At 42.9% G+C, this 20,166-nt stretch carries 12 protein-coding genes and 1 tRNA gene; 5 read left to right on the top strand and 8 right to left on the bottom strand.

What is annotated here, in order from left to right; all coding sequences use genetic code 11:
• Window positions 1-257: 257 nt before the first annotated feature.
• Complete coding sequence (clpA, locus tag RTS10_RS03150; protein ID WP_312539194.1) at window positions 258-2,717, top strand: ATP-dependent Clp protease ATP-binding subunit ClpA; 2,460 nt, start codon at window positions 258-260, stop codon at window positions 2,715-2,717.
• A gap of 120 nt (window positions 2,718-2,837) precedes the next feature.
• Here clpA and RTS10_RS03145 read toward each other — a convergent pair whose 3' ends face one another.
• The 7 genes from RTS10_RS03145 to RTS10_RS03115 all read right to left on the bottom strand — a co-directional run bounded on the left by RTS10_RS03145 (window position 2,838) and on the right by RTS10_RS03115 (window position 11,425).
• Complete coding sequence (locus RTS10_RS03145; RefSeq protein WP_312115159.1) at window positions 2,838-3,989, bottom strand: AAA family ATPase; 1,152 nt, start codon at window positions 3,987-3,989, stop codon at window positions 2,838-2,840.
• 261 nt (window positions 3,990-4,250) lie between these two features.
• Window positions 4,251-4,335 (bottom strand) — tRNA-Leu (locus RTS10_RS03140).
• A gap of 111 nt (window positions 4,336-4,446) precedes the next feature.
• Entirely contained in the window at window positions 4,447-5,430 is a 984-nt protein-coding gene (locus RTS10_RS03135; protein WP_312539192.1) for a serine/threonine-protein kinase, read from the bottom strand.
• Window positions 5,427-7,211 carry a sigma 54-interacting transcriptional regulator gene (locus RTS10_RS03130; protein ID WP_312539191.1) on the bottom strand — a complete coding sequence of 595 codons (1,785 nt, stop codon included), beginning with the start codon at window positions 7,209-7,211 and terminating at the stop codon, window positions 5,427-5,429. Before RTS10_RS03130 ends, RTS10_RS03135 begins: the two co-directional genes overlap by 4 nt.
• A gap of 100 nt (window positions 7,212-7,311) precedes the next feature.
• Complete coding sequence (locus RTS10_RS03125; RefSeq protein WP_312539190.1) at window positions 7,312-8,568, bottom strand: two-component system sensor histidine kinase NtrB; 1,257 nt, start codon at window positions 8,566-8,568, stop codon at window positions 7,312-7,314.
• 284 nt (window positions 8,569-8,852) lie between these two features.
• Window positions 8,853-10,676: a TonB-dependent receptor domain-containing protein gene (locus RTS10_RS03120; RefSeq protein WP_312539189.1), complete on the bottom strand. Its 1,824-nt coding sequence runs from the start codon at window positions 10,674-10,676 to the stop codon at window positions 8,853-8,855.
• A 260-nt stretch (window positions 10,677-10,936) separates the two neighbouring features.
• On the bottom strand, window positions 10,937-11,425 hold the full coding sequence (locus tag RTS10_RS03115; protein WP_007114980.1) for a hypothetical protein: 489 nt from the start codon (window positions 11,423-11,425) through the stop codon (window positions 10,937-10,939).
• 342 nt (window positions 11,426-11,767) lie between these two features.
• Between RTS10_RS03115 and recJ the strand changes: the two genes are divergently transcribed.
• From recJ to RTS10_RS03095, 4 genes are all read left to right on the top strand, one after another.
• Window positions 11,768-13,546, top strand: coding sequence for a single-stranded-DNA-specific exonuclease RecJ (gene recJ, locus RTS10_RS03110; protein WP_312539187.1), 1,779 nt, complete (start codon window positions 11,768-11,770; stop codon window positions 13,544-13,546).
• A 292-nt stretch (window positions 13,547-13,838) separates the two neighbouring features.
• The gene (locus tag RTS10_RS03105) at window positions 13,839-14,924 is read left to right on the top strand and encodes a helix-turn-helix transcriptional regulator (RefSeq protein ID WP_312539185.1); all 1,086 of its coding nucleotides are present in this window, start codon (window positions 13,839-13,841) and stop codon (window positions 14,922-14,924) included.
• 52 nt (window positions 14,925-14,976) lie between these two features.
• The gene (locus tag RTS10_RS03100; RefSeq protein WP_248145976.1) at window positions 14,977-16,017 is read left to right on the top strand and encodes a TerD family protein; all 1,041 of its coding nucleotides are present in this window, start codon (window positions 14,977-14,979) and stop codon (window positions 16,015-16,017) included.
• Between the two features lie 381 nt (window positions 16,018-16,398).
• On the top strand, window positions 16,399-18,636 hold the full coding sequence (locus RTS10_RS03095; protein ID WP_312384075.1) for an NADP-dependent isocitrate dehydrogenase: 2,238 nt from the start codon (window positions 16,399-16,401) through the stop codon (window positions 18,634-18,636).
• 139 nt (window positions 18,637-18,775) lie between these two features.
• Here RTS10_RS03095 and RTS10_RS03090 read toward each other — a convergent pair whose 3' ends face one another.
• Complete coding sequence (locus RTS10_RS03090) at window positions 18,776-20,128, bottom strand: adenylate/guanylate cyclase domain-containing protein (RefSeq protein WP_312539184.1); 1,353 nt, start codon at window positions 20,126-20,128, stop codon at window positions 18,776-18,778.
• Window positions 20,129-20,166 lie beyond the last annotated feature (38 nt).

Here is a 20,166-nt window from a genome sequence, read left to right as displayed (position 1 = left end):
TATTAAACGTAATGATTTTGATTTTTCCCATTTTGTCATCTTTCATTTTTACTTCCTTTATAACCGAACTTAGCATTATTAGCCAGATATCCATAAGATGTTTGGTGCTGAGGTGACGGCAAATGAAACTTGAGAAAACATCAACGCAAATAACCATCAACACCTATAACGACATCAAACCAATCAATTAGATAACGCATGATTTTTCAAGTAGGGCAAAATCAAAAACCGTCGGTGACAAGTATTAAGGACATCTTATGTTAAGTTTAGAATTACAAAGCACGTTGCGGTTGGTAGTGACACTTGCAAAACAACGTGCACATGAATATTTAACGGTCGAGCATCTGCTATTGGCACTGTTAGAGAATGAAAATGCGGTAGAAGCCTTGGTGGCTTGTGCAGTCAATGTGGATCAGCTTGGCAAAGATTTGACCCAGTATATTGATGAACATACCCCAACGGTCGATATCAACGAAGATTACTCGCCACAACCAACGCGCAGTTTTGACCGTATCTTGCAGCGGGCGATTTTTCATGTGCAATCGGTTGCCAGCAGCCGTTTGGTGGAAGGCTCAGATTTGCTAGTGTCTATGTTCTCAGAGCATGACACCTACGCGGTGTACCTACTTAAAAAACAAGGGGTGACGCGACTTGAGTTGACCCAGTACTTATCGCATGGTCAAGACAAAAAAGTGCGCGACAAATTAACCAGTGTTGAAACTGAAGAAACGGGTGAAAAAGCCAATAAAGACCCATTGACTGAATTTACCGTTAATCTCAATCAAAAAGCCTCTACGGGTGGCACCGATCCGTTAATTGGTCGCCAAGCAGAAATCGAGCGTACCGCGCAGATTTTATGCCGCCGCCGCAAAAATAATCCGCTACTGGTGGGTGACCCAGGGGTGGGTAAAACGTCGATTGCGGAAGGCTTGGCATGGTTGATTGTCAATGACAAAGCACCAAAACCATTATCAGGCTGTGTGGTATATAGTTTAGATATTGGTGCGCTGATTGCCGGTACAAAATACCGCGGTGATTTTGAAAAACGGATGAAAGCGCTATTAGATGCCTTAAAAGCCAAGCCCAATGCGATTTTATTTATTGACGAAATCCATATGATTATCGGCGCAGGCTCATCGATGAGCAGCAATATGGATGTGTCAAATTTAATCAAACCTGCGTTGGCATCCGGTGAGCTGCGTTGTATCGGCTCAACCACCTTTACCGAATACCGCCAAGTGTTTGAAAAAGACCATGCCTTAAGTCGTCGTTTCCAAAAAGTTGATGTCAACGAGCCATCCATTGATGAAACGATTGATATTCTACGCGGTCTGAAAAAACAATATGAGAAATTCCATAACGTCAGCTATACCGATCAGGCGCTACAAAGTGCGGTGCATCTGGCGGTAAAACACATTCACGAACGCTTTTTACCTGACAAAGCCATTGATGTGATTGATGAAGCGGGTGCATTTGTTCGCCTGCAAAAACAAGCCGAAAATCAGGTTGAATCTACTGTGGACAGCAATCAATCCACTGATAATGTCGCAAATGACAAGTTATCAAATCAGCCTGTGGTGGATGAAGACGCACTTGTCGATGACTTAGATGTTAGCCATGCAGCGGATGGTGTTGTCGAACCTGAGGCTATGTTAAGCGAAGCCGACAATAAAGTGATTGACGCGGCACAACAAAATGGCGAGGTGGTGATTGATGTTCCGCAAATTGAATACATTATCTCAAAAATTGCGCGTATCCCACCAAAATCCGTCTCAACGGATGACAAATCGGTGCTGCAAAATCTTGAAAGCAACCTAAAACATCTGGTGTTTGGTCAAGATGAAGCCATCAAAAACTTGGCAGATGCCATCAAGTTGTCACGTGCAGGCTTAAAACCAGATGATAAACCGATTGGTTCGTTTATGTTCGCCGGTCCTACCGGTGTCGGTAAAACGGAAGTCAGTCGTCAGTTAGCGAATTTGTTAGGCATTGAACTGGTTCGTTTTGATATGTCTGAGTATATGGAAGCACATACGGCGTCACGCTTGATTGGGGCACCGCCAGGCTATGTGGGCTTTGATCAGGGCGGTTTATTGACCGAAAAAATCAATCAATTCCCGCATTGTGTACTATTGCTAGATGAGATTGAAAAAGCCCACCCTGACGTATTTAACTTGCTGCTCCAAGTGATGGATCATGGCTCGCTCACTGACAATAACGGTCGCACATCAAGCTTTAAACAAGTGATACTGATTATGACCACCAACGTCGGCGCTGATAGCATCAGTCGCAACAGCATGGGCTTTACCAAACAAGACCATAGCCGCGACAATAGTGAGGCGATGAAACGGATGTTTACCCCAGAGTTTCGCAATCGCTTGGATGCCATCATTCAATTTAACCCATTGGATCAAAATGTCATTGTATCTGTGGTTGATAAATTCTTGGTTGAGCTGCAAGCCCAGCTCGATGACAAGAAAGTGGTGCTTGAAATTGATGATGCGGTCAGAAATTATCTGGCAGAAAAAGGTTACGATCGTCTCATGGGTGCCCGCCCAATGAATCGCTTGATTCAAGATGAAATCAAAAAACCATTGGCAGAGCAAATATTATTTGGTGATTTGGTGAATGGCGGCACGGTTTCGATTCGTATGAATGCAGATAAAACAGCGATTGAGCTTGTGCCCATTGATGAAAAGCAAGTTGACAATGTTTAGTAATGTCTAGTATAAAAAAAGGAGCCAATCGAGCTCCTTTTTTTATGCCTGCTAATTATGTTTAATGATTATACTTAATGACTATCGCTAATGATTATAATTAATGATTAGGCTTAATAGTTATACAAAACCAAATTTGGGTTTTTCTGCTGGTTTCTCTCGATAGGACAGATGATCCATGTTGGTTAACTCTGCCAATGAGTGCGGTTTATTGACGGTGATAGCTTTATCAATCGATGCCAAAAACGCGTTGGATTTTTCAACGGACAGTTCTTTGAATTTATACTCAGCTATCAATCGACCTTTACGCAGCAGCGCGGGGTCAATTTTCGAGATATCGGAGTTAAAGGTACAGATAAACTGACACTCCAACACATCCGACAGCATACCATCAGCAATGTTCAAAATCGCCGATACCACATCGGTATTGGCGTTATCAATGCTACGCTCGGCAATGTAGTTTTCACAGTCTTCAAGCACTAATACCGAGTTTTTGTTATCCACCAATAGTGACATAAATTCAGGGTTGGTCAAATACCCAATCATGGTAGTGGGCACAAAGATGAATTTTTTATTAGGCACTTGGCTGGTTAGCCATTTGATATAGTTAGTTTTACCTGAACCCGCCACGCCATGCAACAGTACCACGCCTTTACCATCATGATTGAGTGATTCTTTGATATGCTGATGCACGGGCAGAAAATCCTCGTGATACATGGTATCTAAATTGATGGGAAATGGCTTGATACGATGGGTTTTAAATACAAAACCATGGACTTCTTTAAGTAAAATAGATACTTTAGCCTCTTGCGACACATACTTTTGCAAGTACTCATCAAACACGTTTTTGACACTCGCCGCCGAATGCGGATTGGTCGAAATATAGTAAATACTGACGACTTTTAGCAGACCTGATTCAAAGATATATTCGTCATAGTCATTGGACAAATCTTCGTTGGTGAGCATGAACACTTCATATTTGGGATGAAAATAACAAGCTTCACGCTCATACAAGGTATTATTTTTATGCGAATAGGCGACGGTGGTAAAATCGGTACAACGCTCAAAATCTTTAAGCTGTTCTTTGCGAATCACCATATCATGGTTGCCAACATGTACCCCAGGGAAAATATCATCGAGTAGCGACTCAAAAGGGTTATATTTGCTAGCGTATTGGATGTTATCTTCAATGAGTTGAACGCTATAGGGCGGCTCAGAGGAGGCGCTAAGCAGCTTTCGCGGCTGATAATAGGGCGATTGTAAAATTTTCATAGGAATATAGGCTTATAAAAGGCAGTAGAAAAATTAACATAGTTAGCAATAAACAAGCTAACTATAGAGATGGGGCAGTTAATACTAGATGCAAGCTAAAAAGTAGCTAGTTGGCAATTAGTTAAAAAATTTTTAGCAACAAAATGAGCAGCATACTGGCTAACAGTAAGGCAGTAAGCAATGGTGAGATAAGATAGACAGGAATTTTAGGCATAAAAAAACCTGCAAGAGGCAGGTTAATTTAACTAATACCGATTTGAGTGGTGGGGCTGAAGAGACTCGAACTCTTACACCTCGCGGCGCTGGAACCTAAATCCAGTGCGTCTACCAATTTCGCCACAGCCCCATGAGTTGCCTCAAAGTGTTGACTCAATATTTGTATCAGTGTCTTTGTGGTTGGCTATTATATAGAAAATTTTCGCTTTGGCAAGGGGTTTTTTAAAAAAAACGCATTTTTTTATTGGTTAAGTAAAATTTTTAGCGCATTGATAATATCTGCCAAGTTACTAATACGGTTTTCCACGCGTTTTGCCAGCAGCTTGTCAATAAAAGGCTGGCAAGCTTGGCAAGCAAATTCTGATAACTGATGATTTGGGCATAGAAAAGGCACGGGCTGTTGGCGATGCGCGATTGCCCAACCAGGATAATCATCTGCCATAAAAGGCAGACATCCCATCAATAATTCGTACCATATCACCCCCAAACTATAGTAGTCGCTAAACTTGTCAAAAGGCTGTCCTGTGAATTGCTCAGGACTCATATAGGCAGGCGTACCAGCGGTGTAAGTTTTGCAGTTCAGTGAGGCATTTTTCCCCATAGCATCGCCAAGACCAATATCACTAAAACTAAAATCACTCAGACCAAAATCAATTAACACCACTTCAAGATTGGGTTTTAAAATAAAGTTGGCGGGTTTGAGATCCAAATGCATCAGCCCAAATTGATGCAAACGGTTGACCACTTGGCAACTATGTAAAAAAATGGTCATTTTTTGCGGAAGATTAAGTATTGGCAATTTAGCATGCGCATACAGCAAGGATTTTAACGTCTCGCCTGGATGATACGACATGACTAGACACGGACTAACAGATTGCTGCGGCTGCTGTTGGTCAAAGATGAGGGTATCAGGTAGAAGGTTTGAAGCATACAGCGTGGGAATACCGCTTGTATGATGGGTGCTGTCAATCGCTAGGCTTTGGCAATGATGAAGGGCGTTAATTTCTTGCTCAAAATGGGCGAGATTGGTTGCATTAAAGTGAGGTAGTAATTGTTTAACGACAACGGCAGTAGGCGGGGAGTGAGTTGAATGCCATACCCCGTACCAAAGCTCGGTATGGTTGAGTGGATTTGAAGCTGATAGTGGCTGTAAGTCAGTAACGAGCGACTGACAGCCATTTTTTATGATAACCAGTACTTTGTGAGTTGACCTTGTCTCAATCATGATGGCTTAACGAGTCTACCTTCAATCAACTGCTGGTATTTTCGGGTCACGGTATTGCGCCCCCAACCCAGTAGGTCAGCCGCTTGTCCTTTATGCTGAGCAGTATGGGCAAGTGCCACTTCAAGTAAACATTTCTCAAACATCGGATAAGCGGTTTGCAGAATGTCGTACTGTCCTTCAGCGAGTGCTTGTTGTGCCCAAACTTGCAGCGGCGTGATCCAATCTGCGGTCGCGCCAGTTTGTGATGCAGGTAAGGTCGGTACGACCGTCGTAGCGGACAAAGGCGTTGGCAGCGCACTCGAATGGGCACTGAGATTGGCACTAGCACTGGGGGTGTTACTGGGAGCTGACAAAGATGATGGATGTTCGCTAGCTGGTGTCTCAAACTGAGTGTCAGGCTGATAATTATGTGTCTTATGTGTCTGTGTATTGGGCTCACGCGTAGTTATAGGCGTACTATCTTGCGATTCAAACGCTTGTAAAATCTCGGGTGGCAAATCACTGGGCTGAATGGTTTGCCCTGTTGTCATCACACTGAGCCAACGGCAGGTATTTTCAAGTTGACGCACGTTACCTTGCCAATGATAGCTTTGCAAAATATGCATGGCAGACGGCGTGATGGTTTTGGTGGGGGTATGCATGCTTTTGGTAATATTTTGCATAAAAAAATCGATTAACAGCGGAATGTCTTCGCGGCGCTCACGTAGGGAAGGTAGCGCCAGTCGAATGACATTGAGCCGATAAAACAAATCTTCACGAAACTTGCCTTGTTGCACCAGAGTTTCTAGGTTTTGATGGGTCGCTGCGATGATACGTACATCGACTTTAATGGGTTTGAGACCACCGACACGGTAAAACTCACCATTTGCTAAGACGCGCAGCAAACGTGTTTGGGTAGGTAAAGGCATGTCGCCGATTTCATCCAAAAACAAAGTGCCACCATGCGCCTGCTCAAAACGCCCTTGGCGCGTGGTAGTCGCACCTGTAAACGCGCCTTTTTCATGACCAAATAGTTCAGCTTCAATCAAATCATGCGGAATCGCCGCCATATTGAGCGCGATAAATGGTTTGGATTTGCGTGGCGAATGTTCGTGTAAGGCACTGGCAATCAGCTCTTTACCCGTCCCTGATTCGCCGGTGATGAGTACGGTCATCGGCATATGCGACAAGCGGCCAATCGCACGAAATACTTTTTGCATAGCAATCGATTGCCCGATGATACCCGATGGGTTGGTGGTGGTTTTTTCTGGCTCGGCTGCCACGGGTTCAGTTGGCGGCTGCTGTGCATCACGAATCAGAGAGTCGTTGTGGTTCTCGGACTTACTGCGCTTTTGTGTTTGGTTTGACTGGCTTTGCAGGCAAGCTTTTTTTACCATGGCAATGGCATCATCTAGCTCAAACGGCTTGGGTAAGTAATCAAATGCGCCTGATTGATAGCTATCCACCGCAGACTGCACATCGGCATGCGCGGTCATGATGATGACAGGAATTTGTGCAAAGGCTTGTTTGATTTTACTGCTAAAGTCCAAGCCATTCATCATCGGCATTCGAATATCGGTGACGATGATGCTTGGTAAGGAGGCACTATTGTCACTCTTCGGTTGACTGTCTTGCCCACTATCTTGTAGCAGCCGCCACGCCGATTGCGCATTGCCAAAGGTTTGCACTTGAAATCCACTATCTGTCAGCGTGTCTTCCAAAATCATACGTAACGCTTGGTCGTCATCGATGACCCAAACAATAGGCTCGGTGGTTGGCGTTTTATTATTGGGATAAGTCATATAAAAACCCTATATGGGAAACTTTATTGGTTTAAACATTATTGATTGAAAAATTCATAGCCGATCAGTCATGATGCTATGGTGTACCACGCTTAAACTATCATTTGGTTATTTGCCGAATTTGCCAAGGTAAAAAAATCGTAAACAGGGTTTCACCTGGCTGAGAGGTTACACTGATTTGCCCTTGATGACGCTGAATAATGTCATGAGCAAGTGCCAGTCCCAACCCCGTACCATTGGCGCGTCCTGTGACCAAAGGATAAAAAATTTGCGGTAACAACTCACTATCAATGCCCAAGCCATTATCAATAAAATCAACGCGCAATACGCTTTTATGTCGTATATCGCCAATGGTTTGTTGGTGCTGAATACGGGTTTTTACCGTGATGCTAGGCGATACAATGTCGTTTTCATTGAGCGCTTGTATCGCATTATTGACGATATTCATAAATACTTGTACGAGCTGGTCTTTATCAGCGGTGATTTCTGGCAATGATAAATCAAAGTCTCTGACTAGACTAATATTGGGGTTTTGTATCTCTGCCAATGTTAGTACATGCTGTAGTGGTTCATGCACGTTGATTACTTGCCAGTTGGGCAAATTTGGCGCGCCCAGCAATTGGGTCACCAAATTGTTGAGTCGTCTGGTCTCATCCATGATGATACTCAGATAATTGGCGACCTTTTGCGCCTTGGTATCGTTAATATAGCGGACAATCCCATCAGATTTCATGATTTGATTAAAATTCTTCTCAAGCAGTTGGCTTGCCCCAAGGATGCCGGCTAAAGGGTTTTTGACCTCATGTGCCATACTGCGAATCATTTGACGGGTTATCAAATGTTGGTGATTTTGATACTGTTCTTGTTGAATACGACTTTCGCGATCTTTTGCCCAAATTTCAATCAAATAGAAAAAACCCGCCTCGGTTTCTAATGGGGAAACCCCATAGTCGACCAATAATGGTGCACCAATGCCTTGAGTACTTAGACCCAAAATGGTGCAATCATGATGGATGAAGGCTTGATACATTTTTTTGGTATGTTCAAATTGGTTTTGTAGCGCCACTTTGACCTGTGCTTTGGTTTTTTTATGGGTTATCGGGTCATCATCCGTATGCGATTGCTCTGGTGCTTGCGTTAGTAATTTTTCATAGTTTGCCGGAGTTAAAATATCAATCACATTTTTATGAAGTAAATGCTGCTGACTGACTGACAAAATCTGCTCAGCCGTCGCGTTGATATAGACGCACTCGTAGTTGATGTCAGCGACAATTAACCCCGATAATAGGTTATTGAACATATCATCAAACAGGGTTTGGTTGGATTCAAGACTATGTAAAAAAGTAGGATGGGTCATTGGATAACTACCACAAATTTGAGCAATGGTTAAAGTGCAATTTAAATGCCAACAAACTATTGAATAATGTTTGGATTATTTTCACAACAGATAAATAATAGAACGATGGGTATCAAATCAGTCATTGAATATAAAATAATCACTCATTTATAGCAACGAGCTAATCGTAGTATGATATATTTTGAACCAAAATAGTGCAAAAGTTAAAGCCTAATTGCTAAAAAAAGACATATAAAAAAAGGGCATAAAATCTATGCCCTTTGATGTACTGTAGCTATAAAAATTTAGAACCATTGGTAGGTTAGTGAGACGAATGAATTAATGCCTTTTTGGCGGTAGCCATAAACGGTCTCATAATCTTTATCTGTGAGATTATTAAGACGACTGCTAATGGTTAGGTTGGGACTGACATAATAATTCCCAGTCAGGTTCAACAAGGTGTAGCTGTCTAGAGTTTGTGAATTGTTGGCATCACGATAACGCTCTCCGACGTATTGTACCTCCGTTCGAATGTCATATTTTGGCTGTTGATAGCCTAGGTAAACAATACCTTTGTTTTTGGGTTGATAAATTAATTCTTTGCCCGTTTTTTTATCTTCAGTATCTAGATAATCATAACCTAGACCAAATAAAGTATTATTTAACTGCCAGTCACTGGTTAACGAAATACCGTTAATATCCGCTTTATCTATATTTTGCATTTGACCTGCATAAGTAAGTGGGTCGGTGGTTACCCAAGCTAATTTATCGGTAAATTTAGATTGGTAGGCTGTTACGCGTGTGTGTTGATGATGATTGCTGTTTTCAATAAAGATTTCTGCATTTTTGCTGGTTTCAGGTTTTAAGTTGGGATTTTCTGAGCCTGGCCAATACAAATCGTTGAATGTGGGGGCACGAAAATTGGTTGCGTATGATGCACCAATGCGAGTGTTGGGGCTAAGACGATACGCACCGCCCACATTGTAGGTGGTCTTGCTATCAAATTGTGAGTTATCATCGTGACGCACATTTAATTGCACATCATATTTATCTTGAGCGAGCTGATATCCCAAAAACTCACTGTTGATAGTGCGGTGAGTCACGTCATAATCATTAGAGCTATCAACTTCTTGTTTTAAATTCTCATAACCACCGATAAGCTTACCGAGTGGCAACTGATAGCCAAGCTGTATGGTTACTTGTTTCTGAGTCGTATTGATTACATCGTCTAGGCGACCTGTTTGCCAATCTGCACCATCATACGTGGTAGATTTATCATAACTTTGACCATATTTAATATTTGCAGACAGTTTATCTTGTTGATAATCGGCAAAAGCTGAGACAGCCGCGTTTTTTTGGTCAGCATACGCGTTTGGCACTTCTGAACCACTATCAATATCTGTAGTGGATTTTGCAAATAATCCTGTTGCTCCAATTTCAACATTGTCATTGACTTTATGCTTGGCGACCAAACTTGCGTTTTTGGACTCAAAACCGTCTTTGTCAGCATGATGTATGCCGAACTGAGCGTAAGGTTTCGTCGCGTCAATGCCATTGGTCTTTTCATAACCCGTAGAAAGGCTTAAAGTCGTTGCAGAATTAACCAGTTGTCCTGTAATTTGCCCTTTATAGCTGTTTTCTGTGCCGCCGCCAACAGTCAATGCGACATTAGACTGTTGGGCGTTTTGACCTTTAGTAAAGACTTGAATCACGCCGCCCATCGCATCTGAGCCATAAAGACTTGAGCCAGAAGCACCATAAACTATTTCTATTCTATCGATTTGGTCGACTGGTAACAGCGATAATGCTGCTCCACCTGCGGTTGCAGAGCTGTAACGAATCCCATCGATTAATACTAAGACTTGACTATTGGAGTAACCACGCAATCTGACACCACTGCTCGCACCATCCCCACCATTTTGAGTAACATATATGCCACCTTGTCCACGAAGTACATCTATCACGCTTTGACCGCGATAACGTTGCAATTGTTCTTCATCAATCACGGTGGTTTGGGCGATGGTATTCTTGACAAGCGTCGGCGTTTTGGTTGCTGTGGTGGTAAACGTAAGGCTCGGCAAAGTCGTTTCAGCTTCGCTAGTCGCTGCATGAGCGCTAACACCAGTCATGGACATGCCAATAATTACCAAAACGCTTTGCGTGATTGGATGGATATTAAAAAATGGCTTTTTGATAAAACGTGGTGATGTCTGACAGGTATAACGCATAACTTGACCCAAAAAAATAGTTTAAAGATACATTGTAGAAAAATATCGTTACATAAGCTATTACTTTTGCTTGGTCATTGCTCATCAAAGCTTGAGGATTTTTCAATAAAAAACCCCTCTAGTAACTAAAGGGGTTTTAATACAAGCCTTTGTATCAACAATTAGCTGGCTTGTTGCTGTAATTTTTTAGCTTTTTGGTAGCATTCATTGATGTGATTTTCAGCAATTTTTTTAAACATCAAATAACCGATGGTACCTGCTACTAATTGACCGCCAAATGGTACAAATTTGGTGACTTGCTTGGCGATAATACGGCTACCAAAACCTTGGAAAGTTTTTTTAGCGATACTGCGCGTCACCACTAGCCCTGCAAAATCAACCGCTTTATCTTTTAGTTGGTTGATTTGCGCGCCGTTGTTCAAATCTACCGCTGCTTGAGCTGGTTCAATTAAACCAAATTTAGCGGAGATTTCAGGTAGCAATTTTGATAATAGACCTGCGTCAACCGCAACGTCTAGCAGCGGCACAGGGACAACCGCTGCTACGGCAGACATTTTGGCTTTACTTTTAATCATCGCCTCGCATTCGCGTTTGATTTTTTCTAAATCAAGTTTTGGGTCGATGGTTTTGGTCGAATTTTCTGCTGACATAATTTTTCCTTCTAAAAAATTTCAATTATCAATAGTAAAGGTAGTATTGCAAAACGCTTGCAACAAGAGATGATTATTCATTAATGGTCATTGATACTGTTTCATTAATGGTAAGTGAGGACTCTTTGGTTTGATTATAACTGAGTGTAAACGTATCAATAAGCATCTTTTTGCAAAAAAATGCTAATGGTTTGTAGTGGCATTATTACGATATGCAAAACGCACAAATAGCTACGAAAGCTGATGGGGTGTTTTTCATCATTTTGCTGTTGTAATTTTGCCTATTCACTCTCATTATGCTAGTTTGTTCTCTCTACTTTATTTGACAACCATGATAAATTTATGTTGACTGTGACTCCCCGTTTTAGTGCGACCCATATTGACGAGATTCCCCGCGATTTACAGCCCTTGGCGCAGACATCGATGACATTAGCCCGCGTTTTGGCTGGGCGGGGCGTGCAAGATGTGGCAAATTTAGACACCGCCTTCAATAAGATGTTACCTGCAAATTCGCTGACTGGCATTACCAAGGCAGTGGCGCTGCTTGACAAGGCGATTGATACGCAGCAAAAAATACTGATTGTGGGTGATTTTGACTGCGATGGCGCGACCAGCACGGCACTGATGGTAAGGGTGCTCCGTGAAATGGGCGCGAAGGTTGAGTTTTTGGTGCCCGATCGTTTTAAGTACGGTTATGGACTGACGCCAGAAATTGTTGCGCTAGGTATTGAAACCTATCATCCTGATGTCATTGTCACGGTTGATAATGGTATCTCTAGCCATGCGGGGGTCGAACTTGCCAAAGCCGAAGGGCTAACGGTGATTATTACCGATCACCACTTGACGACGCAGGCGACACCAAACGCCGATGCCGTGGTCAATCCCAATCAGCTGGGCTGTGATTTTGCTAGTAAATCATTGGTAGGGGTTGGGGTGGCATTTTATGTGCTAGGCAATCTTGCCAAAGTCAGACGCCAAGCCAACAAATCCACCACCCAAGTGAGTCGCTATATTGATTTGGTGGCACTCGGCACGGTGGCGGATGTGGGCGTATTAGACCAAAATAATCGTATTTTGGTGCACCAAGGTATCCAAGCCATCAAGCAAGGTCGTTGCTGTGTGGGTATTTTGGCATTGTTGGAGCAGGCGAGTCGGCAGGTAGCCGACATCACGGCTCAAGATTTTGGTTTTATTTTGGGACCCCGCATCAACGCCGCAGGTCGTATGGATAGTATGCGCATAGGCATTGACTGCTTGCTCACCGATGATTGGGGGGAGGCACAGCGGCTTGCGCATCAGCTCGACAAACTTAATCAAGAGCGCCGCCAAGTCGAGCAGGGCATGCGACAACAAGCCGATAGTGTATTAAGGACGCTTGAGAATCCATCTGAGCAAAATGCTGTAAATCAAGTAACGCACCGCAAACGCAGTATTATTTTGTATCAAGATGAGTGGCACCAAGGGGTGATTGGTATCGTCGCAGGCAGATTAAAAGAAAGCTACCATGTGCCCGCTATCGTGTTTGCCCCTGCTGATACAGCATTGATTGAAGATGACGATGCTATCAAAGGTTCCGCACGCTCTATTGAAGGCATTCATATCCGTGATGCCATTGAATCAGTCGCGCAAACCTACCCCGAACTCATTAGCCACTTTGGTGGGCATGCGATGGCGGCAGGCCTGACAATCAAACGGAAAAACTTTGAGCCATTTTGTAAAGCGTTTGATGAGGTAATTGCAGCGGTGGCTGATGAGGTATTTGCAGAGACGTTATATAGCGATGGCGAATTGACAGCCGGTGAATTCACGGTTGATTTTATAGATAGCTTGCAGACGTTGGCTATTTGGGGACATGGGTTTGTGGCACCGATATTTGATGGGGTGTTTGTAGTGCAAGATTATCGGGTGTTAAAAGAGCGGCATTTAAAATTATGGTTATCGTATCCCGATGTCCCTTTTACTATCGAAGCGATTTGGTTTAATGCTGACTTTGACGCGATAGCTTTGTCTGCTATCAATCGCAGTGTGTCAAAAGTGCATTTACTCTATGAGCTTGAAAAAAATTTATTTAATGGACAAACCAAGTTGCAGTTAAGGGTAAAAAAGGGTGTGATACTCTAATCAAGCGTTCTTGCTGATTCATACACAATCTGATAACCATAACACCCAATAAAGATGATAAACGACATAAAATGACATGTTAATATAATTTATCACCTATACCGCGCTAAATTTTGATAAATTAGGCAAGGTATCAAGGTGTTAATTGTTGGCGTTAATTTTTAAAGTTTGAATAAAGCTTTGGCACTTAGCTGGCTATTATTTATTATTTAACCGTTTGTCTTTTAACTAGATATCTTTTAACTGGCTGTTTTTTAACTATCTGTTTTTTACCTGCGTATGGAGAATTGCCATGAGTAAATCGCTTGCCAACAATGCAACCGCAACGACGGCTCGGCAATGGCAAATCCTGTCACAGCTGGATCGCAAGCGTTGGCTCGGTACCACCCATATCAAAGAGCAGCTTGATTTGATGGGTTTTGATATCAGTTTGCGCACCATTCAGCGAGATTTAAACGCTTTGGCAACGCGTTTTCCGATTGAAAAAAACAACACCAACCCACAAGGTTGGCGCTGGCGTGAAGATGCACCGATGCAAAGCTTGCCGCACATGAATTTGTCGCAAGCGGTGGCATTTAGTATGATGCGCCATAATTTGACCCAGCTATTACCGCCGGCTATCTTAGATGAATTGATTCCGTGGTTTGACCTAGCGAATCGGCAACTCAAAGAAAGCAAAGTAGTAAACACTTGGCTCGATAGAGTGCGTATCCTGTCAGCCAATCAACCGCTCATCCCGCCATCGGTCAATCCAGCCGCCAAAGACGCCGTCTATGACGCGTTGTTTCAAAATAAAAAACTTATCGCCTGTTATAAAGCGCGTGGGCGAGAGGAAGCGCAAAAATACACCTTAAATCCGCTAGCCATTGTGCAGCGTGGTGTGGTGATTTACTTGATTGCCTCGCGAACTGACAGAGCCTCTGACGATGTGCGCCAATTTGCTTTGCACCGTTTTGAAAGTGCTGAAGTAAGCGCAAGCGACGCGCAAACCCCAAAAGATTTTAATTTAGACAATTATATCAACACAGGCGCGATGGGGTTTAATTATCCGTTATTCCAAAAGCTCATGCCTGACAGCGAAAAAAACAACCACGAGCCCCCCATACAGCAAGTGCAGTTACTGTTTCATCCGTTATCGGGGGCAAGTTTGCTTGAAAGCCCATTATCAACCGACCAGCAAAGCTGGGAAGATGACGAAGGATTGCATATCACAGCCACAGTGAACATGACGTCCCAACTGGTATGGTGGCTACGCGGTTTTGGTAAAGGACTGCGAAAAATAGAGCCTGAGATTTTATCAATCGCCGTCTTTGAAACCCAAACGCCTAATCGACAAACGCCCGACCAACAACCCACCATCCAAACAATAAACGAATAACTAACAAACGCCCAAACAAGCTAACTACTTTTTCCAATTTTTCGAGAATCTTATGAAACATGCTAATAATAACACCCTTGAGGCCACTGCTACCGACACCAACACACAGCAGCCTAGTAAGCTAAAAACCACGATTTTATACAGTGATTTGACGGACGATTCACCTATCACATCTGCCAAATCGCCTGACAATCTGACACCCAGCACTACCACAGAGACCTACCAGATTATTTCGGCGCAGTTTGCTGACCCAGCGGTTGAAATAATAGCGCCTGTCAACTCACCCAATTTGACCGATAAAAACACCAATGAGACAGTAGTGTCAGGCACCTTGCCGCTACAGAAAGCGCCAACAATAAACCCCATGACTGATGACAAGATTTTGCAAAAAAGTCATCAGCTAGCAATCACCCAAGACGATCAGCTTGAAGATGATAAAACAGCTTCAGGTATAGCCGTCGAGCATATGGATGTGGTACTCAAGCAGTGGTATTTTACCGTGCAATGGCAGAAAACGCAGATGCCAAAATCTGGGCTTTATAATAAATTTAAAAAACGCACGCAAGCCATGGATATAGACTTATCCTGCTTGCTTTGTAACCGATATGGCGAGGTAATCGAAACTGTTTGGTTCAAAAATGTCCGTGATAAAGCGCAATCAGTGCGTCATCAAGGCGATGAATTATTGGGCAAAAAGCCATTTAGCGCTATCGATGACCGCAAAGAAGACGCTGACAACAATCAAAGCACCAAGGTCAATGATGCCAACCTCAATCAAGAAAGTATGGTGCTTTTTTTAAGTAAGCTTCCGCCCCAAGTATTTCATGTGGTTATGATTGTGTCATCTTATCACGGCTATGCGCTTAGCAAAGCGAAAGAAGCGTCTTGTCAGCTCAGTGATGATGAAGGTAATGTGATTAGTGAATTAGCTTTTACCAAACTGCCGACTGATACTAAGGCCTTATGGTTTGCCAGTCTTACCCGTTTTGCCGATAGCTGGCGCTATAATACCGAGCATCAACCTTTAGATAATAATAAGATGGCACTAATTGAAAAAGAAGTGAGTGAAAAATTGGTACGTACGGCGAGATGATTGGGGGATGTAGTGTAAACTTATTGTTTCTCAGAGGTAAAATAATGAAGCAATTTTAAAGCCAAAAATTTATACATTTGACGACGTTGCTATAGCGACTGTCAGTGATTGGATATATTCGCCACCGTGATACTGTGGTACACTAGGAAAAAAAAGGGATTGTCTTAATCGATAGGGATACATCGCATCTGCATTATTTTTCTCCTAAATATAGGTATTCCTAGATACATTATTGACTCATTATGCGGTAACCGTATACTTTGCTTTAAAATGGTCAATCACATTTTATCCCCTAATTAGTAATGCTTACTGTGAAATTTCTCACGCTGCTAGATGCATCATCTAGTATCTCAATTAACATTCATATAAAAGAGGTTCTCTATGGCTAGTGGAAAGTCAAATATTATCTATACCTTAACTGACGAAGCACCGCTACTGGCGACTTATTCACTACTTCCTATCATTGAAACATTTACCAAGCCTGCTGGCGTTGAAATCACTAAAACCGATATTTCCGTTGCCGCGCGTGTATTGGCAGAGTTCTCCGATTACCTGACCCCAGAACAACAAGTGACCGACAATCTTGCTGAGCTTGGTCGGTTGACCCAAGACCCAGACACCAATATCATCAAATTGCCTAATATCAGTGCCTCAGTGGCTCAGCTACAAGAATGTATTGAAGAGTTACAAGCCAAAGGCTACAACATTCCTAATTACCCAGAAAACCCAACCACAGACGAAGAAAAAGCCATCAAAGCCCGTTATGGTAAATGTTTAGGTTCTGCGGTAAATCCCGTATTACGTGAAGGTAACTCCGATCGCCGTGCACCCGCTGCCGTAAAAAACTATGCCAAAAAACACCCGCATTCAATGGGTGAATGGAAACAATGGTCAAAAACCCACGTCTCTCACATGGAAGAAGGGGACTTCTACCATGGCGAAAAATCAATGACCCTTGATAAAGCGCGTAAAGTCAAAATGGAGCTCATCACCAACAGTGGCAAAGCTTTGGTGCTAAAACCCGAAGTTGCCCTACAAGACGGTGAAGTGATTGACTCAATGTTTATGAGTAAAAAAGCCTTAATCGAGTTTTATGAAAAAGAGCTAGAAGATTGCCGCGAAGGTAAAATCCTGTTCTCTCTACACGTCAAAGCCACGATGATGAAGGTATCACATCCTATCGTATTTGGTCACTGCGTAAGAGTGTATTACAAAGATGCATTCGAAAAATGGAACAAAACCTTTGACGAACTAGGTATTAATGTTAACAACGGTATGGCAGGACTATACGAAAAAATCGAAACCTTACCGACTACTATCCGTGAAGAAATCGTCCGTGACCTGCATGCCTGTCAAGAACATCGCCCCGCGTTGGCAATGGTGGACTCAGCGAAGGGAATCGATAACTTCTATTCGCCAAATGATGTCATTGTAGATGCCTCAATGCCAGCGATGATTCGTAACGGTGGTAAAATGTGGGCAGCGGATGGCAAGCCTTACGACTGTAAAGCGGTGATGCCAGAATCGACCTTTGCCCGTATTTACCAAGAAGTCATCAACTTCTGTAAATGGCATGGCAACTTTGACCCAGCGACCATGGGTACCGTACCAAACGTAGGTTTAATGGCACAAAAAGCGGAAGAATACGGTTCTCACGATAAAACTTTTGAAATCCCAGAGGCAGGCGTTGCCAATATCACTGACATTGAGACAGGCGAAGTATTGATGTCACAAAATGTTGAAGAAGGTGATATTTGGCGTATGTGTCAAGTCAAAGATGCGCCAATTCGTGACTGGGTAAAACTGGCAGTGACGCGTGCACGTAACTCAGGCATGCCAGCTATCTTCTGGCTTGACCCATACCGCCCACATGAAAATGAGCTTATCAAGAAAGTTAAAAAATACTTACAAGAGCATGATACCACAGGTCTAGATATCCAAATCATGTCCCAAGTTCGTGCGATGCGTTATACCCTTGAGCGTGTGGCGCGTGGCTTGGACACCATCTCAGTTACAGGTAACATCTTGCGTGACTACTTAACTGACTTGTTTCCAATCCTAGAATTAGGCACGTCAGCCAAAATGCTATCAATCGTCCCATTGATGGAAGGCGGTGGTCTTTATGAGACAGGGGCAGGCGGCTCAGCCCCAAAACATGTCGAGCAGTTGGTTGAAGAAAACCACTTGCGCTGGGATTCACTCGGCGAGATGCTGGCGCTTGCGGTATCTTTAGAAGACTTGGGGATTAAAGAAAACAACCCACGGATAAAATTACTGGCAAAAACCCTAGACTTGGCAACGGGTAAATTGTTGGATAACGACAAATCACCATCGCGTCGTACCGGTGAGCTCGACAACCGTGGCAGCCATTATTATCTAGCCAAATATTGGGCAGAAGAATTGGCGAACCAAGACCAAGATGGCGAGCTTAAGACCAAGTTTGCACCACTTGCTCAAGCGTTGTCAGAAAATGAAGACAAAATCGTGGCGGAATTAAATGAGGTTCAAGGTCAAGGTGCGGATATTGGTGGTTACTATCAACCAGACCAACAAAAGCTAAGCCAAGTGATGCGCCCAAGTGCGACATTTAACCAAGCATTGGCTTCGTTTGATGCCTAAATCAATAGTATAAAAAAAGCCGAAGCTGGATGCTTCGGCTTTTTTAGTGCCTGGCTTTTTTAGTATCTGTAAATGGTTGAACATAGCTAAGCTAAGAGTATAGCTGAGTTAAAAAATGGGTAAGCCAAAACCGTCAACATCATTGTTTGTGCTTTTCTTCAACAAGCGCCAATGCAGATTTTAGCTGGTTAGTAATATCATTTTTATCATAATTACGAATATCATGAAAATTTAAATGCAAATTAAACCCAGGCAAGCTAAAGTCCACCCAATCGGTTTGCTCTATAGATTCGCTGTTGGGTTCGAGCAATTCCCACACATTCATGGCATCTTGAAAGCCCTTAAACTTAAGTTGCCCCACGGCTTGGCAATGATGGACATGACCAATTAAATTAAACGTGCTTTCGCTGATCAAAATTTGATTGTTTTGCGCGGCAGTTTCAAGGCGAAAGGCAAAATTGGCCTCTTTTCCAACCACGGTATAAGTCATACGATTGCGGCTGCCAAAATTGCCCACATAACAATACCCAGTATTGATACCCATACGTACATGCAGCCCTTCAAAACCGAGTAATCGCCACTGGTGGCGCAGTACTTCCATCTCACGGCGCATCTCGATGGCCATACTGGCACAAGCAATCGCGTTATCACGGTCATTACCACCCATATCACCAAAATAGCACAATAACCCATCACCCAAAAACTTATCGAGGGTCGCCCCATATTTTTGGCTCACTTGGGTCATACGGTCAAGGTAAGTATTTAAAATATTGGCTAAATGGTCGGAGCTAATATGATCCGACAAATCGGTAAAGCCAACAATGTCCGAAAACAAAATAGTTAGCTTGCGACGTTGATTAATGACTTCAACCTTGGTGTTATTTTTGACAATGGGCTGCCAAATCTGGGGAGGCAAAAAACGGGTTAATTTATTGGTTACCTTGACTAAGGTATCAATCCGTGCTTGTTGCTGAGCAAGCATTTGATTTTTTTGGCGTAAGCGAACTACCATGGACCAAATATGATAACCAACTATCAAGATATCGGTAAATACAATGGCGAAATTTAAAATATCTTCTTGTTTGGCGGTCAAACTAATGGCGGGTAATAAAAAATGCGCAGATATCAGACTAAGTAGACCCACTGCTACGGTTAATAATACCAACGAAACAGTGTGTTTGGTATCTGAAAAAATCAGACGAATCAAAATCAACAACCATAACGCAAGGCTTGGGATATAGTTAAACTGCAACATACCCGTTGCCAACGCCATCAGGGTTAATACACTGGCCGAAGTAATGTAGTGATGGGGACGGATAACACTCAAAGCAGTGACAATAACGCCCGCTACCAACAGCAAAATACTGAGCGTATGATAAATAGGCGGTACATCAAGAGAGGTTAAGGTAAGCAATAAAATAAAAAATGCCGCCAGTTCAATGAATTTCGGACGTTTTAGATTGGTCGAAAGACCTTGAATGGATTCACGCAATTTAGTTCGTCTACCTCGTGCCTCGTAGTAAAATTTTT

It is taken from the genome of Moraxella sp. CTOTU47616 (assembly GCF_032017465.1).
GTDB classification, from domain to species: Bacteria; Pseudomonadota; Gammaproteobacteria; order Pseudomonadales; family Moraxellaceae; genus Faucicola; species Faucicola tetraodonis.
The sequence above is the reverse complement of the archived record's forward strand: the minus strand, read 5'-3'. Positions and strand labels throughout refer to the sequence as shown.

Excerpts from the sequence above, each read along its gene's own strand:
- clpA (WP_312539194.1), top strand. The coding sequence starts at position 258 with ATGTTAAGTTTAGAATTACAAAGCACGTTGCGGTTGGTAGTGACACTT.
- RTS10_RS03145 (WP_312115159.1), bottom strand. The coding sequence starts at position 3,989 with ATGAAAATTTTACAATCGCCCTATTATCAGCCGCGAAAGCTGCTTAGC.
- RTS10_RS03135 (WP_312539192.1), bottom strand. The coding sequence starts at position 5,430 with ATGATTGAGACAAGGTCAACTCACAAAGTACTGGTTATCATAAAAAAT.
- RTS10_RS03130 (WP_312539191.1), bottom strand. The coding sequence starts at position 7,211 with ATGACTTATCCCAATAATAAAACGCCAACCACCGAGCCTATTGTTTGG.
- RTS10_RS03125 (WP_312539190.1), bottom strand. The coding sequence starts at position 8,568 with ATGACCCATCCTACTTTTTTACATAGTCTTGAATCCAACCAAACCCTG.
- RTS10_RS03120 (WP_312539189.1), bottom strand. The coding sequence starts at position 10,676 with ATGACTGGTGTTAGCGCTCATGCAGCGACTAGCGAAGCTGAAACGACT.
- RTS10_RS03115 (WP_007114980.1), bottom strand. The coding sequence starts at position 11,425 with ATGTCAGCAGAAAATTCGACCAAAACCATCGACCCAAAACTTGATTTA.
- recJ (WP_312539187.1), top strand. The coding sequence starts at position 11,768 with ATGTTGACTGTGACTCCCCGTTTTAGTGCGACCCATATTGACGAGATT.
- RTS10_RS03105 (WP_312539185.1), top strand. The coding sequence starts at position 13,839 with ATGAGTAAATCGCTTGCCAACAATGCAACCGCAACGACGGCTCGGCAA.
- RTS10_RS03100 (WP_248145976.1), top strand. The coding sequence starts at position 14,977 with ATGAAACATGCTAATAATAACACCCTTGAGGCCACTGCTACCGACACC.
- RTS10_RS03095 (WP_312384075.1), top strand. The coding sequence starts at position 16,399 with ATGGCTAGTGGAAAGTCAAATATTATCTATACCTTAACTGACGAAGCA.